This is a genomic window from Mycobacterium sp. GA-2829, assembly GCF_001499965.1.
Taxonomy (GTDB): domain Bacteria; phylum Actinomycetota; class Actinomycetes; order Mycobacteriales; family Mycobacteriaceae; genus Mycobacterium.
Genome location: NZ_LQIT01000016.1, coordinates 22,693 through 37,398, shown reverse-complemented (window position 1 = coordinate 37,398; position 14,706 = coordinate 22,693). Strand labels below are relative to the sequence as shown.

The following is a 14,706-nucleotide window of genomic DNA, read 5'->3' as shown; positions in this document are numbered from 1 at the left end:
GCAATGGGACGATGAGCGCGTGACCGCAACCCTCGTCGCGAAGAACCTGGCCGGCGGGTTCGCCCACCGCACCCTGTTCGAGCGGCTCGACGTGACCGTGGCGCCCGGTGACGTGGTCGGCGTCGTCGGCGCCAACGGCGCGGGCAAGAGCACCCTGCTGCGGATCCTGGCCGGTGACCTCGCACCGCTCGAGGGTTCGGTCAGCCTGGCACCCGCCGACGCGTTCGTCGGGTGGCTGCCCCAGGAGCACGAGCGCGTGGCGGGGGAGACCGTCGCCGCCTACATCGCACGCCGCACCGGATGCGCCGCTGCCACCCAGGCGATGGAGCGGGCGGCCGAAGCGTTGGCGGATCCCCAAGGCGCCGGTGATGATCCGGCTGAGGCGTACTCCGTCGCCCTGGATCACTGGCTGGCCACCGGGGCGGCCGACCTCGAGGAGCGCCTGCCCGCAGTGCTGGCCGACCTCGGCTTGGACACCGATGCGGTGCAACCGCATTCGACACCGATGACCGCATTGTCGGGTGGGCAGGCGGCCCGGGTCGGGCTCGCGGCACTGCTGCTGTCCCGCTTCGACATCGTGCTGCTCGACGAGCCGACCAACGACCTGGACCTCGACGGCCTGGCCCGGCTCGAGGACTTCGTCCGTGATCTGCGCGGTGGGGTCGTCCTGGTGAGCCATGACCGGGAGTTCCTCGCCCGCAGCGTGACCCACGTTCTCGAGCTGGATCTGGCGCAGAACACCACGAAAGTGTTCGGCGGCGGATACGAGAGCTACCTCGAGGAGCGGGAGGTCGGCCGCAGGCACCGGCGCGAACAGTACGAAGAATTCGCCGAGAAGAAGGCCGACCTGGTGGCGCGCGCCCGCGTCCAGCGTGAGTGGTCGAGCCAGGGGGTCCGCAACGCGATCCGCAAGGCGCCCGACAACGACAAGATCCGCAGGCGCGCGGCCACCGAGTCCAGTGAGAAGCAGGCGCAGAAGGTCCGGCAGATGGAGAGCCGGATCGCCCGATTGGAGGAGGTCGGGGAACCGCGCAAGGAGTGGACGCTGCAGTTCACGATCGCGGCGGCGCCGCGATCCAGTGCGGTCGTCGCCACCCTCGACGAAGCCGTTGTGCGGCAAGGCGATTTCGTCCTCGGACCGGTGTCGCTGCAGATCGATGCCGGGGAACGGATCGGCATCACCGGACCCAACGGGGCGGGGAAGTCGACACTGCTGCGGCTGCTGCTGGGACGTCGCTCGCCCGACGCGGGCCGGGCGAGCCTGGGCGCCAACGTCGCGATCGGCGAAATCGACCAGGCGCGAGCAGAGTTCACCGGCTGCGAACGGCTCGTCGACCGCTTCGAACAGACGGTGCCGTCCTGGACCACCGCCGACGTGCGCACCCTGCTGGCGAAGTTCGGGCTGCGCGCCGACCACGTCGAGCGGCCGGTCGACGAGCTCTCACCCGGGGAGCGCACCCGCGCCGGGATGGCGCTGCTGCAGGCCGTCGGCGTCAACGTGCTGGTGCTCGACGAGCCGACCAACCACCTCGATCTGCCCGCCATCGAACAGCTCGAGCAGGCGCTGGAGAGCTATGAGGGCGCTCTGTTGTTGGTGACGCACGACCGTCGGATGCTGCAGAACGTCCGGCTCGACCGCAGCTGGCGCGTCGAGAATGGGCGGGTCACCGAGCTGTAAGTGCTACCGATCCGTGACGGCGAGTCCTGGAAACTTTCGCCCACGTCAGTCCATGGTTACCATCTCGGTCTGAAACGCGGACCGGCGGAGAGGATGGTGTGCCGCCATGACGGACGAGCGTCCCGACGAGATCGACCGACTGGAGAGCGTCAGCGAGGCCATCGAGTCGCTGCAGACGCTGTTCTCGGGTGAACGTCCACTCGACGAGCTCCTGCAGCAGGTGGCCGAATCGGGCGCCGAGGCGATTGCCGACGCCGACGCCGTGAGCATCAGCGTGCTGGCCGATCCGAGACCCCGCACCGCGGCCTGCACCGATGACCGCGTGCTGCCGCTCGACCGGGTCCAGTACGACTCCGGCCGCGGCCCCTGCCTGGAGGCGGCGGATGTGCGTCGCCCGGTGCGTGCGGTGATGGCCGCCGACGACGATCGCTGGCCGGAATTCGTCGCCGCTGCGCGTGAGTGCGCGATCACCGCGACGCTGTCGGTGCCGCTGCTCGTCGACCGGGTAGGCGACAACCCCGAGCTGGTGGGGTCGCTCAACGCGTACAGCACGACCGCGACCGCGTTCGATCCGTTCGACGAAGCGCTGGTGCGGCTGTACATGCAGACCGCCAGCCTGCTGATCACCAACGCCCGGCACTGGCAGCGCTCCCGCGACACGATCGAGCAGCTCCGCGAGGCGCTCACCTCTCGGTCGACGATCGATCAGGCCAAGGGCGCGTTGCGCGCGGTGCACGGCTGCTCCGAGGACGAGGCGTTTCAGCGGCTGGTCAAGGAGTCGCAGAACACCAACACCAAACTGCACACCGTGGCGCTCAAGTTCCTCGACTCGCTGGGTTGAGCCTGGTCAGCATCGGGTGAGCTCGCGCTCGACGATCTCGACCTCGTCGCGGCAGGGCTCTCGGTGGTCGGGGGTCTGGTGCACCGCGGCATCGACGGCGCGACGGATCTGGCGCAGCAGTCGGCCGGTAACTGTGATCGGCGAACTATGCATGACACCCAGTGTACCCAAGTGCTAGCAATTGTTAGCACCTTGCTAGCGCCGCCGTGGGGACCCGGGGCTCGGGTGATAGGTTGCGCGCATGCAGCTCCTGCGTGACGCGGTCGTGCTGATCCACATCGTCGGCTTCGCCTTGACCTTCGGTTCATGGGCTGCCGAGGCGGTGGCGCGGCGTTTCCGGACCACCCGTCTGATGGACTACGGCGTCCTGGTCTCACTGGTCACCGGCCTCGCGCTGGCGGCGCCGTGGCCCGCCGGGATCGACCTCAACTACCCCAAGATCGGCGTGAAGCTGGTCATCCTCCTGGTGCTGGCCGGCCTGGTCGGAATGAGCAACGCGCGCCAGCGCAAGCGTGACGAGGTCGTGGCGCGGCCGGTGTTCTACGTCATCGGCCTGCTGTCGTTCGGCGCGGCGGCCATCGCCGTGCTGTGGTGACCGCCGCGATCTAGCGACGCGGCGGCCGGGGCGAGGGCGGCCGGTTGGGTGCCGGCGGGTGTGCACGGAACGGCCGGGTCGGCGGGTCCATGAGGATCGGCGCCGCGGGGGCGCGCAGCCGGGTGGTCGGCGGTTCGACCATCGGCGGCGGCGGGGCGCCCAGCTTCATCGGCCGGGTCTCGTTGTCGCCCGCGCTCTGTTCGAGCAGCACGCCCCGCGCGACGCGGTCGAGCGCGCCCTGGACCTGCATGCGGTCCGGTCGGCCACCGAACTCCTCGGATTGCGCGAGGGTGTCGGTGAGCCACTTCGCGATGACGTCGCGCGCCGCGTTGACCTCGGTGGCGCCGGCGGGTGTCAGCGTGAGGAAGTCGCCCGTGCGGGTGGCGTAACCGGTCGCGACCAGGCGACCGAAGGTCGGTTCCAGGATCTGGCGGGGCACCCGGCGCTCGTCGGCGATGGCGTTGAGGTCGGCGGTCCCCATCACCGCGGTGTGGCGGTAGATCTGGATCAGCGCCCACAGCCGCGCGATGTCGACCCTGCTGCGCGAGGTCCGGGCCACCGATTCGAGGTCGATCCCGTGGCTGCGCTGCAGCAGCCGGCCGATCGCGACCTCGAGTACTTTCTCGGGCGACGTCTGGGTGGGCATGCCGAAGCCCTCGCCAAGGTCGGTGCTGCCGCTGGCGGCCGCGTCGCGCAGGGGCACCTGTTTGAGGAACAGCGCCAGCACGAACCCGACGATCGCGAACGGCGCCGCGAAGATGAACACCTGACTCAGCGAATCGGCGTAGGCGTTGATGATCGGGGCGGCGACGTCCTCCGACAGGCGGTGCAGCGCCTGCGGTGAGGTGGCCGCCTCAGGTGGGGCGCCGCTGGTGGCCATCGCCTCGGGCAGCCGGTCGTCGAGGAAGTTCGCGAACAACGAGCCGAAGATCGCCGCACCGAACGAGCTGCCGATGGTCCGGAAGAACGTCACCCCGGAGGTGGCCACGCCGAGGTCGGTGAAGTCCACGGTGTTCTGGACGACCAGCACGAGCACCTGCATGCTCAGCCCGATGCCCGCACCGAGCACCAGCAGGTCCAGCGACTGCACCAGCGTCGAGGTGCCCGGCCCCATCTGTGACAGCAGCACGAAGCCGAGCGCCATGATCGCCGTCCCCGCGATAGGGAAGATCTTGTACCGGCCGGTGCGGCCGACGATCACACCACTGCTCAGCGACGTGACCAGCAGACCGAGCACCATCGGCAGCGTGCGCAGACCCGAGGCGGTGGCCGAGACGCCGTCGACGAACTGCATGTAGGTCGGCAGGAACGTCAGCGCGCCGAGCATCGCGAAACCGACGACGAACGACAGCACGCAGCACACCGTGAACACCGGGTTGCTGAACAGACGCAGCGGCAGGATGGGTTCGGCGGCGCGTTTCTCCGCGAACACGAACCCGACCAGCGCCGCGACGGAGCCGGCGAACAGCCCGATGATGATCGGGGACCCCCACGCGTACGTGGTGCCGCCCCAACTCGTGGCCAGGGTCAGCCCCGCCGCGCCGAGACCGACGAGCACGATGCCGGCGTAGTCGAGCACCGGCCGCGCCGTCCTGGCGATCTCGGGAATCGCCACCGCCGCGATGCCGACCACCACGATGGCGATCGGGACGTTGATCCAGAACGCCCACCGCCAGGTCAGGTGGTCGGTGAAGAAGCCGCCCAGCAGCGGGCCGATCACGGTGGTCACACCGAACACCGCACCCAGCGCCCCCTGGTACCGGCCGCGTTCCCGCAGGGGGATGACCTCGCCGATCACCGCGACGGCGGTGACGGTGATGGCGCCGCCGCCGATGCCCTGCAGGGCGCGTGCGGCCACGAGCATGCCCATCGACTGCGCGAGCCCGCACAGCACCGAACCCGCGAGGAAGAGCAGGATCGCGACCTGGAAGACCTTCTTGCGGCCGAAGATGTCGCCGAGCTTGCCGACGATCGCGGTCACGATCGTGGACGCCAGCAGGTAGCTCGTCACCACCCACGCCTGGTGTCCGGCGCCGCCGAGGTCGGCGACGACGGTGGGCAAGGCGGTCGCGACGATCGTCTGGTCCAGAGCGGCGAGCAGCATGCCGAGGACCACGGCCAGGAACACGAGGTTCCGCTGCCGGATGGTCATCGGTTCGTCGGCGGCCGACGGCGTGGCCTCGGCGTTCACCGGCGGTGACCCTGACACGGACAAGAACGGTCCTTCCTCTGGCACGCAACGACTTGGGGGGTTACCCACATCGGTGCGCCGCGACACCCGTCAGCCGCGCACCGGCGAGCTGCGCTGTACCGAACACGTCATCGACGGGTCGGAGGCGATTCCCGAGGCGTTCCCGACGATGTTCGAAGGCGGTACGGCCGGCAAGATGGTCGCGAGGATCGTCTGACGGCTATCCGTGCACGACGTGGTGAGCCGCTAACGCCTCGTTGACAACGGATGCGTCGGCAGCGTTGCCGCGCAACGGGATCGATGCCGCGACGAACTGGTCCGGCCGCACGAGGTAGAGGCGGTCGGACCGCAGCGCACCCCGGGTGTCGGCGCCGAAATCCCGAGGGCCGTCGATCCACGCCGGACCCTCCGGCCGGATCACCCGGCCCGTGCCGTAGGTGTGCCACTGCCACGCCATGGAGTCCAGAGCGCGGAGGTTGCCGCCCACCGGCGGTAACCGCAGACCGACGACGGGATCGCTCGCCCAGGACGCCCCAGTGCCCGGGAAGTGGTAGCGGATGCGGTACTGGCCGATGTAACCACCCATCCGCGCGCCGAGGGGTGTGCGGTTGACCACCGGGAAGAACCCGAACGCCAACGCGCCCAACGTCTTCCGCAACACGGCGGCGGAGGGTCCGCGGCGGCCGATGACCGTGAAGGCGCGGTCGGTGACGTTGACGAGGGTCAGCGCGACCGGTCTGCGTTCCCGCTCGTACCGGTCCAGCGCCCGCCCGTCGATCCGGTGTTGCGCCACATCGGCGAGCAGCTGCGCCAGGTTGTGTGCGTCCTGCAGTCCGGTGTTCATCCCCTGACCGCCGACGGGGGAGTGCACGTGGGCGGCGTCGCCGGCGAGGAACACCGATCCGACCCGGAACTTCGACGCCACCCGGTGGTGCACCCGGTACGACGAAAACCAGTCCACCGGGCCATGGGGCAGCCCGAACTCGGTGACGAAGGCCGAGAGCGCCTCGTATTGGGTGAACGTATCGGTTGCCGCCAGGCCCACCAGCCTGACGTGCCCGGCGGGTCCGAGCGGGAACACCGCCACGAACGTCCGCTCACCGAACCGAATGTTCACCGCGTCGTCCGGTACACCGCGCACGTCCCGCGTGTCGGCGACCCAGAACGTCGCATCGTCGGTGCGGCCCTCGAACGGCAGGTTGAGCTCGCGGCGCACCGCCGACGCGGCGCCGTCGGCCCCGATGCACCAACGCGCCCGTACCCGCAGCAGCGCCCCGTCGGGACCTTCGACCAACGCCTCGACGCGGCCGTCGGGGGCGGCGGACCGGTCCTGCAGATCGACCAGCCGGTGCTGCCAGCGCACGTCGCCGCCCGCGGCGGTCAGCGCACCGCCGAGCAACTCCTCGTTATGGCTCTGTTCGAAGATCTGCACCCCGGGGAAGGGCGTCGCCCCGATCTGGAAGCCCGAGAGGTTCGGCCCCACGCCCCGGGGTGAGCCGCCGACCTGAATCCGCAACGCGGAGTTGGCCTTTGCCAAGACGGCATCGGCCAACCCGAGTTGGTCGTAGACCTCCATCGTGCGGGCCTGTACGGCCAGGGCGCGAGACTCCCGGGTGGGGCCGGCCTTGCGGTCCACGAGGATCGCGGGCACACCGCGGCGCGCCAACACCAGCGCGGCCATCAGGCCGGTCGGGCCGGCCCCGACGACCAGGACATCGGTGTCGGTGACCGGCAGGTCGTCGAGGCGCACGGCAGGTGACATGAACGTCACCGTAGGCGGATCAGGCCAGTGCGGCCAGTGCCACTTCGGGGTCGTAGCCGCCGAATCCGGCGAGCTCGCCGTCGCGCAGCCGGTTCACCCAACCCGCATCGGCCAGCAGTGCCCGGCCGATCGCCACGATGTCGAACTCGCCGGCGTCGAACTGCTCGACCAGCCGCTCGACCGATGCCGGCTGGATCACCTGGCCGCGTTTCTCGCTGCGGAACTGGGTCTCCAGGCCGACCGAACCGACGGCGATCACCGGCAGTCCGGCGACCTTCTTGGTCCACCCGGCTAGGCTCAGCTCCGGGTCGTGGTCGGGGAACGCGGGCACGTAATGGCGGCGGGTCGAGGGGTGGAACACGTCCACACCCGCCTCGACCAACGGGGCCAGCAGCTGCTCGAGCTGCGCCGGATCGTCGGCGATCGACGCGGTGTAGTCCAGACCCTTCCACTGCGAGAAGCGGAAGATGACCGGATAGTCCGGGCCGACCGCGGCGCGCACGGCGGCCACCACCTCGGCGGGGAAGCGGGTCCGCGCGGCGAGGCTGCCGCCGTAGCCGTCGGTGCGGGAATTGGTGCGCTCCCAGAAGAACTCGTCGAGGAGATAGCCGTGCGCGCCGTGCAGTTCGACGGCGTCGAAGCCGATCTGCTTCGCGGTGTGCGCGCTGCGGGCGAACAGGTCGGCGACGGCGGGGAGCTCGTCGGTCTCGAGGGCGCGGCCCTTGGGCCTGCCGAGTCCGTCGACGCCCGAGGGGCTCACCGGCGCGACGCCGTCGGAGTCGGCGCGTTCGGCGCCCTGGTGCCACAGTTGCGCGGCGATGGTGCCGCCCTCGGCGTGGACGGCGTCGACGACACGCGCCCAACCGGCGAGCACGCCGTCACCGGCGAGGGTGGGGATGGAGTACGGGTGACCCGCGGTCGGATCCGGCAACCGGACGCCTTCGGTGATGATCAGCCCGACACCGCCCGCGGCGCGCCGCCGGTAGTACTCGGCGACATCGGCTCCGGGGACGCCGCCCGGGGAGGCCTGCCGCGTCATCGGTGCCATCGCGAAGCGGTTGGGCACGGTCAGCGTGCCGACGGTCAGCGGTCGGAACAGATCCTGGGTAGCCACGAGGGATTCCAACAGCAGCGCCGTCGCTCCCATTCCACATCGGTGCAGGTGGATCTAATCTGTGAGCCATGGCTGAGTCCAGGCCCCTGCTGCGGCAGCGCACGGAGGGGCGGTTGGACCGGACCCGCGATCCGGCCATTCTCGACGCCGCGCTCGCGGCGCTGGCCGAGCGCGGCTACGACGCGACCAACATGAACGACATCGCCGCCCGCGCCGGGGTGGGCAAGGCGGCCATCTACCGGCGATGGTCGTCGAAGGCGGCGTTGATGACCGATGCGCTGGTGTACTGGCGGCCCGATCTGCTCACCGACGACGCCCCCGACACCGGAAGCCTCGAGGGTGACCTCGACGCGATCGTCGAGCGCGCGAAGCACAGCGAGACAGACATGGTCACCACCGACCTGGTGCTGCGCGTGGCGTTGGAGGCGGCACACGACCGGGAACTGGCCGCGGCGCTCGACGATCTCATGCTCTACAAGGGTCGGCGCACGTTCACGGCGGTGTTGGCGCGGGCCGCCGAACGCGGCGAGATCCCGGCGGACCGGGACTACTCGATAATCACCGACGTCGTCACGGCGCTGGGTCTGCTGCGCGTGATCGGCGGGCAGTCGGTCGACGCGGCCTTCGTGCGGCGGGTCATCGACACCATCGTGCTGCCGGCGATCCGCGCCGGTTAACCCTCCGAGGGTTTGTCGACCTCGTCCTCGGGCAGGGGTAGCGCCTCGGCCCCGGGCGTCGCCGGGGCCAGCGCCTCGTCCTCTTTCGTGGCGTCCTCGGGCGTTACATTCTCGTCGGCAGATGTCATGCCGACCTGTTACCCGGTCGGGCGCTTCGGTAATCCACCTCCGGCCCCATGTCGAGAATCTCGGCATGACTCCGTCCCAGGGGTGAGCGACCAACTAGGGTCGCCATTTCGGAGGGAGACAGCATGGCCAAGTACCTACTCCTCAAGCACTACCGGGGTGCCCCCGCGGCGGTCAACGACGTGCCAATGGACCAGTGGACGCCGGAGGAGATCCGGGCGCACATCCAGTACATGGAGGACTTCGCCGACCGACTGAAGGACAGCGGTGAGTACGTCGACAGCCAGGCGTTATCGGCGGAGGGCGCCTGGGTCCGCCACGACGGGGCAGGCAAGCCGCCGGTCACCGACGGACCGTTCGCCGAGACCAAGGATCTGATCGCGGGGTTCATGATCATCGACGTCGACTCCTATTCGCGGGCAATCGAATTGGCCGGTGAGCTGTCGGCCGCACCGGGTGCGGGCGGTGAGCCCATCCACGAGTGGCTCGAGCTGCGCCCGTTCATGGGCGTGCCGTCCACCGTCACCGAATAGTGGCTGCTCGCGCACTCGACGAGGCCCCGCTGCGTGACCTCATCCCCGGCGTGCTGGCGGCCCTCGTCCGGCGCGGCGCCGACTTCGCCACCGCCGAGGACGCGGTGCAGGATGCGCTGATCAAGGCCGTCGAGACGTGGCCGTCGGGGGCACCCGACGATCCGAAGGGCTGGCTGATCACGACCGCGTGGCACCGGTTCGTCGACCTCGCCCGCTCGAATGCGGCGCGGCGGGCGCGGGAGGAGCGGGTGGCCGCCGAACCCGCGCCCGGTGCCGCCGCCACGGTGGACGACACGCTGCGGCTCTATTTCCTGTGCGCGCACCCGGCGCTCACGTCCGCATCCGCGGTCGCGCTGACCCTGCGGGCGGTCGGCGGGCTCACCACGAAACAGATCGCGCAGGCCTACCTCGTTCCGGAAAGCACGATGGCGCAACGGATCAGCCGGGCCAAACGCACCGTGAGCGGGGTGCGGTGGGACAGCCCCGGTGATCTGCACACCGTGCTGCGGGTGCTGTACCTGGTGTTCAACGAGGGGCACAGCGGGGACGTCGACCTGGCCGCCGAGGCGATCCGGTTGGGGCGGCAACTCGCCTCGATGACCGACGATCCCGAGGTGGCGGGACTGCTCGCGTTATTCCTGCTGCACCACGCGCGCCGGTCGGCGCGGACCCGCGCCGACGGGAGCCTCGTGCCGCTCGCCGAACAGGACCGCCGGTTGTGGCAGCGGGATCTGATCGCCGAGGGGGTTTCAATTCTGCAGGCGGCGCTGGCGCGGGACCTGCTCGGCGAGTACCAGGCGCAGGCGGCGATCGCGGCGCTGCACGCCGATGCGCCGACGACCGACGAGACCGACTGGGTGCAGATCGTCGAGTGGTACGACGAACTGGTGCGGCTCACCGACAGCCCGATCGTGCGGCTGAACCGGGCGGTCGCTCTCGGCGAGGCGGACGGTCCAGGTGCGGGGCTGGCGGCGCTGGGTGAACTTGATCCCGGGCTGCCGCGGTATGCGGCGGCCGCGGCGTACCCGCACGAGCGGGCGGGGGACTTGGCGACTGCGACAGAGCTTTACGTGGAGGCCGCCGCGGCGGCGCAGAACGTCGCCGAGCGTAACCACCTGACGCTGCGCGCGGCGACGCTCCGGCAACGCCTCCGCGGTTGACGTCTTGCGCTCCCGGCCTACACCAGGGCTGTGGTTGTGCGGCACGGTGCGTGATTCACAACCATGGTGTAGGTGCGGCGCGCAAGGCGGAATTCGCGACGTAATTCAGAACGGCGTGAACCGGTCCTTCCACGACAGCGCCTCTTCCAGTTGCGCGGACGACCGGACCCGCAGCTGGTTGTTGGGGCCAATTCGTGTCGTCGAGAGGTCCTGCGCGCAGGTAATTTGCTGAGCATGCTGTGGCGGCCGGATCATTCGTCCCAATTCCGGGAGCCGTGCCTGTTCTTGCAGTGGGTGCCGGATATGCCGCCGGCGAGTGGATGAAATCTATTGGAACCAAGGTGGGTACCGTGCTATGCGGCGCATGAGTTCGCCGCCCAGTCCCTCTCGCTGGGTAACTGGGCTTTCGCCGATGGCGATTCTGGGCATCCTGATCTGCATCGGCGCGGCGCTGTACAGCGTGGCTCAGACAGTCCTGGCAATTGGGAACAATTCACTCCTGGCTGCGGTGACAGCGGCCGGACTCGGCGTGTTCTTCTGTGGCCTTGTCGCAGCACTCGGCTACACCCTGCTGCCACTCGCCGAGACCCATGCACAGCGAAGTGCTGAAGGTACGACGGTGCGAATCAAGCCTGCCGTCGCGTGGTCATACGGAATCGCCTTGTCCGGGGGAGTAGTCGGTTCGGCGTGCTATGTGGCCATGCTTGTGCGGGGCACCGAAAACCTGCCCTTCGCCGCCGGAAACGGCGGTGTCACGCGGTACCTCATGGTGGCTCTTCTCGTGCTATCCGTTGTCAGCCTGGCGGCGCTGCTCCGCAGTCGCGAACCCGGTTATCTTCGGTTGGGAACGGACGGCATCACGCACGCCGACATGTTCCGGGAACGTTCTGTCCGTTGGGAAGACATCGTCGACGTCACCGACCAAGCCAGAAGGCAAGCCCGAAACCCCATCGTGTTCGTCCTTCAAGACGGCGGACACCTCGTCGTGGCGAACGCTGACCGCTACGGCGACAGCGGCGCCGCGTTGTACTGGATGGCACGCCACTACTGGAATCATCCCGAGAGTCGAGACGAACTCACTGACGGACGGGCGCTCGATCGGCTGCGCTCAGCCCAGTTCGGAACCGAATAGCTCAGACCGGCGCGAACCGGTCCTTCCATGGCAGCGCCTCTTCCAGTTGCGCGGCCAACCGGATGAGCAGCGCTTCACCGGCCAGCGGCGCGACGAACTGCACACCCAGCGGCAGACCGACCTTCGTCCAGTGCAACGGCAGCGAGATCGCCGGTCGCCCGGTCAGATTCGCCAACTGGGTGTAGGGCACCCACCCGAGGTTCTTGTCCACCATGTCGTCGACGATCTTCGTATAACGCAACAGCCGCGCGGTCCGCGTCTTGATCAGCACGTCCGACCCGCGCTGCAGCGCCACCGGCAGATCGAACTCACCGATCTTCGGCGGCGGCGTCGCCAGCGACGGCGTCAACAACAGGTCGTAGGACTCGAAGAACGTCGTCAACCGGCGGGTGTGCTCATGGCGCCGCTGCACCGCATCCACGTAGTCCACGCTGCTCGTCGCCCGACCGAGCGCCGCGATGATGAGCGTGTCCCGCTCGAACGCGTCGTCACCCGCACCCGAAACCCGTTTGGCCTCTGCGAGTTCCCACGCGGTGTACACGAACCACGTCAGCAGGAAGTCCTTGGCGAGCGCCGCATCGTCGAACGGCGCGACCGGTAACTCCTCGACGTGATGGCCGAGGTCCGTCAGCGCCTTGACGGTCGCCGCCACCGCCGCGTACGCCTCCGGATCCGGTGTCGGCGTGATCGCCGCAGGCACCCGCACCCCGATCCGCAACTGCCCGGGGTCCGCCCCGACGTGCGACGCGAACGAATCCGACGGCACCGCAGGCACATACGGCCCGCCGGCCTCACCGCCCTTGATCACGTCGAGCATCGCGGCCGTATCGCGCACCGTCCGCGACACCACCCCCTGCACCGCCGCGCCGTGCATCGACTCGCCGACCGCCGGACCCGACGGGGTGAGCCCGCGGCCCGGTTTCAGCCCGACCAGCCCACAGCAGGCGGCGGGGATCCGGATCGAGCCGCCGCCGTCGTTCGCGCCCGCGCACGGCACCACACCCGCCGCGACCGCGGCCGCCGAACCGCCCGACGATCCGCCTGGCGTCCGCGCCAGATCCCACGGGTTGCGCGTCGGACCCCACGCCTCCGGCTCGGTGATGCCCTTCGCCCCGAACTCCGGAGTGTTGGTCTTGCCGAAGATGTTGAGCCCGGCGTCGATCCACCGCTGCACGACCGCCGCGTGCTTGGCGGCCGACACCGACTTCAGCGCCCGCGACCCTGCCGACGTCGGCAGCCCGGCGTAGTCCTGCGCGAGGTCCTTGATGAGGAACGGCACCCCGGCGAAGGGGCCGGTGAACTCCCGGTCGGGGACAGTCGGGACCTCCCGCACGATCGCGTTGATCCGCGGGTTCACCGCCGCCGCGCGCGCCTTGGCCAGCTCCAGCAGTTCGGCCGCGGTCACCTGCTTATCGGCCACCAAGTGGGCCAGCCCGGTCGCGTCGTGGGCGCGGTACTCGTCGAAATTCACCCCATGACCGTATGTGCCGGGCCCTGCGCGCGGGACGTCACGTCCACTTCGGATCAGCGCCCGCCGTCTCGGCCGACCGCGTGCAGCGCGATCGCGAACGCCGCCTGATCGTGGTGATTGAGCGGGTCGCGTCCGGTGAGTTCGAGGATGCGGGCCAACCGGTGCCGCACCGTATTGGTGTGCAGGTACAGATCCTTGGCGGTGTCGGCCAGCGATCCGTTGGCGGCCAGGAACGCCCGCAACGTGCGGACGTGCTGGGTGCCGCGGCGGCGGTCCATGTCGGCCAGCGGATCGATGAGCTGCTGCCGGAACGGCGCGAGCTGGGCGGGCGGCAGCTGTTCGAGCAGGCTGTCGAGCGTGCTGAGCTGATCGGGTCCGACGCGACGGCCGCGGCGCTGTGCCAGGTCGAGCGCGATGCGGGCCTGCCCGATCGCCGACCCGATCTCGGTGGTGGCCACCAGCGCCGAGTGCCCCGACGGCAGTGACAGGTCGTCGGCCGCGTCCAGCGGTTCGGTGGTCAACATCAGGCACAGATCGGGGGCGTCGCCGACCAACGCGTCGGGCACCGCCATCGACAGCAGGGCCCCCGCACCCGCGGGCCACGCCGAACACATGACGCGGCCCGCCGCGAAACCCGGCCAGTCCAGCAGCTGGCTCAGCGCACCGGGCAGCAGCATCCGCCGCTCGACCAAAGACAGCAGCTGCCCCACCCGTTCCCGCGCCAGCGCGGCCTCGACGTCGCGTTCGCCCTCGGTGGCCCGCACGAACCGGGCGATCAGGTCGAGCAGCGCCGGTTCCGGCGGGCTGCCGCCACCCACCCAGGTCGGTGGGCCGCCGTCGTCGTCGAGCAGGAAGCGGCAGCCCAGGATCTCGCCCGCCGTGTCGAGCAGTTCCCGCGCCGACGCGTGCCGCCGCATCGACGACAGCAGTTCCGGGACCAGCGCGTACGTCGCCCTTGCGGTGGCGATCTCCGCGCCGATCTCGTATTCGGCGACGAACCGGCTCACCGTGCTGAACGGCACGCTCGGCGCGGCGACCAGTACCGGCAGCCCGTGGCCGCGGCACCGGTCGAGTAGCGCGGTGGGCACCTCGTCGTGGCCGTCACCGATCCCGAAGCACACCCCGGCCACCTCGGCGGTGGCCAGCGCATCGGCGAACCGCAGGCAGTCCCGCGGGGTCCGCAGGCTCAGCCCGACCGTGCACACCAGCTCCCCGCCGCGCAGGTAGCGCGACGGATCGGGCATCTCGGTGATGTGGGTCCAGCTGACGGTGCGGTCGAGCGCCGTGCCCCCGTCACCGTCCACGTCGTCGGGCACCGCGACACCCAGGCGCAACGCGTCGAGCAGTGCGCGCAGGGTCGGGGCGCCGGTGCCGACGGTCATTGGACGAGCGTAACGCCGACGTCACATCCCAGGCCGTCGGCATT

At 69.9% G+C, this 14,706-nt stretch carries 15 protein-coding genes; 8 read left to right on the top strand and 7 right to left on the bottom strand.

The window, feature by feature from the left end; genetic code table 11:
* Positions 1–19: 19 nt before the first annotated feature.
* Entirely contained in the window at positions 20–1,678 is a 1,659-nt protein-coding gene (gene abc-f / locus AU194_RS11725; protein ID WP_059089416.1) for a ribosomal protection-like ABC-F family protein, read from the top strand.
* Positions 1,679–1,784: 106 nt separating this feature from the next.
* Positions 1,785–2,519, top strand: a complete 735-nt coding sequence (locus tag AU194_RS11720; RefSeq protein WP_059089415.1) for an ANTAR domain-containing response regulator — start codon at positions 1,785–1,787, stop codon at positions 2,517–2,519.
* A 6-nt stretch (positions 2,520–2,525) separates the two neighbouring features.
* On the opposite strand, the gene AU194_RS31815 is transcribed toward AU194_RS11720, so the two are convergent.
* Positions 2,526–2,672 (bottom strand): hypothetical protein, encoded by a 147-nt coding sequence (locus AU194_RS31815; RefSeq protein ID WP_157576041.1) that lies wholly within the window; start codon positions 2,670–2,672, stop codon positions 2,526–2,528.
* An 88-nt stretch (positions 2,673–2,760) separates the two neighbouring features.
* Between AU194_RS31815 and AU194_RS11715 the strand changes: the two genes are divergently transcribed.
* Complete coding sequence (locus AU194_RS11715; RefSeq protein WP_059089414.1) at positions 2,761–3,114, top strand: hypothetical protein; 354 nt, start codon at positions 2,761–2,763, stop codon at positions 3,112–3,114.
* A 10-nt stretch (positions 3,115–3,124) separates the two neighbouring features.
* Here AU194_RS11715 and AU194_RS11710 read toward each other — a convergent pair whose 3' ends face one another.
* Positions 3,125–5,266, bottom strand: coding sequence for an MDR family MFS transporter (locus AU194_RS11710; protein ID WP_059089480.1), 2,142 nt, complete (start codon positions 5,264–5,266; stop codon positions 3,125–3,127).
* 112 nt (positions 5,267–5,378) lie between these two features.
* On the opposite strand from AU194_RS11710, the gene AU194_RS31810 reads away from it, so the two are divergent.
* Positions 5,379–5,522 carry a hypothetical protein gene (locus tag AU194_RS31810; RefSeq protein ID WP_157576039.1) on the top strand — a complete coding sequence of 48 codons (144 nt, stop codon included), beginning with the start codon at positions 5,379–5,381 and terminating at the stop codon, positions 5,520–5,522.
* Positions 5,523–5,525: 3 nt separating this feature from the next.
* On the opposite strand, the gene AU194_RS11705 is transcribed toward AU194_RS31810, so the two are convergent.
* Together AU194_RS11705 and AU194_RS11700 are read right to left on the bottom strand one after the other, a co-directional pair.
* A complete protein-coding gene (locus AU194_RS11705; protein WP_059089479.1) occupies positions 5,526–7,067 on the bottom strand; it encodes an FAD-dependent monooxygenase in 1,542 nt (513 codons plus the stop codon).
* A 19-nt stretch (positions 7,068–7,086) separates the two neighbouring features.
* A complete protein-coding gene (locus AU194_RS11700; RefSeq protein ID WP_059089478.1) occupies positions 7,087–8,181 on the bottom strand; it encodes an NADH:flavin oxidoreductase in 1,095 nt (364 codons plus the stop codon).
* A gap of 68 nt (positions 8,182–8,249) precedes the next feature.
* Between AU194_RS11700 and AU194_RS11695 the strand changes: the two genes are divergently transcribed.
* On the top strand, positions 8,250–8,858 hold the full coding sequence (locus tag AU194_RS11695; RefSeq protein WP_059089413.1) for a TetR/AcrR family transcriptional regulator: 609 nt from the start codon (positions 8,250–8,252) through the stop codon (positions 8,856–8,858).
* On the opposite strand, the gene AU194_RS32845 is transcribed toward AU194_RS11695, so the two are convergent.
* Positions 8,855–8,986, bottom strand: coding sequence for a hypothetical protein (locus AU194_RS32845; protein ID WP_255374829.1), 132 nt, complete (start codon positions 8,984–8,986; stop codon positions 8,855–8,857). The genes AU194_RS11695 and AU194_RS32845 overlap by 4 nt on opposite strands.
* A gap of 123 nt (positions 8,987–9,109) precedes the next feature.
* Here AU194_RS32845 and AU194_RS11690 point away from each other — a divergent pair, with 123 nt between their 5' ends.
* The 3 genes from AU194_RS11690 (at position 9,110) to AU194_RS31805 (ending at position 11,809) form a co-directional block, all read left to right on the top strand.
* Positions 9,110–9,517: a YciI family protein gene (locus tag AU194_RS11690; protein ID WP_059089412.1), complete on the top strand. Its 408-nt coding sequence runs from the start codon at positions 9,110–9,112 to the stop codon at positions 9,515–9,517.
* The gene (locus tag AU194_RS11685) at positions 9,517–10,677 is read left to right on the top strand and encodes an RNA polymerase sigma factor (protein ID WP_059089411.1); all 1,161 of its coding nucleotides are present in this window, start codon (positions 9,517–9,519) and stop codon (positions 10,675–10,677) included. The genes AU194_RS11690 and AU194_RS11685 overlap by 1 nt, the downstream gene beginning before the upstream one ends.
* A gap of 412 nt (positions 10,678–11,089) precedes the next feature.
* On the top strand, positions 11,090–11,809 hold the full coding sequence (locus AU194_RS31805; RefSeq protein WP_197417604.1) for a PH domain-containing protein: 720 nt from the start codon (positions 11,090–11,092) through the stop codon (positions 11,807–11,809).
* 1 nt (position 11,810) lies between these two features.
* Here the strand turns inward: AU194_RS31805 and AU194_RS11675 are convergent, their stop codons facing one another.
* The gene (locus AU194_RS11675) at positions 11,811–13,280 is read right to left on the bottom strand and encodes an amidase (RefSeq protein ID WP_059089409.1); all 1,470 of its coding nucleotides are present in this window, start codon (positions 13,278–13,280) and stop codon (positions 11,811–11,813) included.
* A 53-nt stretch (positions 13,281–13,333) separates the two neighbouring features.
* Positions 13,334–14,662 (bottom strand): PucR family transcriptional regulator, encoded by a 1,329-nt coding sequence (locus tag AU194_RS11670; RefSeq protein ID WP_197417603.1) that lies wholly within the window; start codon positions 14,660–14,662, stop codon positions 13,334–13,336.
* Between the last annotated feature and the right edge of the window lie 44 nt (positions 14,663–14,706).

Coding starts and splice junctions, on each gene's coding strand:
- AU194_RS11715 (WP_059089414.1), top strand. CDS start 2,761: ATGCAGCTCCTGCGTGACGCGGTCGTGCTGATCCACATCGTCGGCTTC.
- AU194_RS11705 (WP_059089479.1), bottom strand. CDS start 7,067: ATGTCACCTGCCGTGCGCCTCGACGACCTGCCGGTCACCGACACCGAT.
- AU194_RS11695 (WP_059089413.1), top strand. CDS start 8,250: ATGGCTGAGTCCAGGCCCCTGCTGCGGCAGCGCACGGAGGGGCGGTTG.
- AU194_RS31815 (WP_157576041.1), bottom strand. CDS start 2,672: ATGCATAGTTCGCCGATCACAGTTACCGGCCGACTGCTGCGCCAGATC.
- AU194_RS32845 (WP_255374829.1), bottom strand. CDS start 8,986: ATGACATCTGCCGACGAGAATGTAACGCCCGAGGACGCCACGAAAGAG.
- AU194_RS11720 (WP_059089415.1), top strand. CDS start 1,785: ATGACGGACGAGCGTCCCGACGAGATCGACCGACTGGAGAGCGTCAGC.
- AU194_RS11710 (WP_059089480.1), bottom strand. CDS start 5,266: ATGACCATCCGGCAGCGGAACCTCGTGTTCCTGGCCGTGGTCCTCGGC.
- AU194_RS31805 (WP_197417604.1), top strand. CDS start 11,090: ATGGCGATTCTGGGCATCCTGATCTGCATCGGCGCGGCGCTGTACAGC.
- AU194_RS11670 (WP_197417603.1), bottom strand. CDS start 14,662: ATGACCGTCGGCACCGGCGCCCCGACCCTGCGCGCACTGCTCGACGCG.
- AU194_RS11690 (WP_059089412.1), top strand. CDS start 9,110: ATGGCCAAGTACCTACTCCTCAAGCACTACCGGGGTGCCCCCGCGGCG.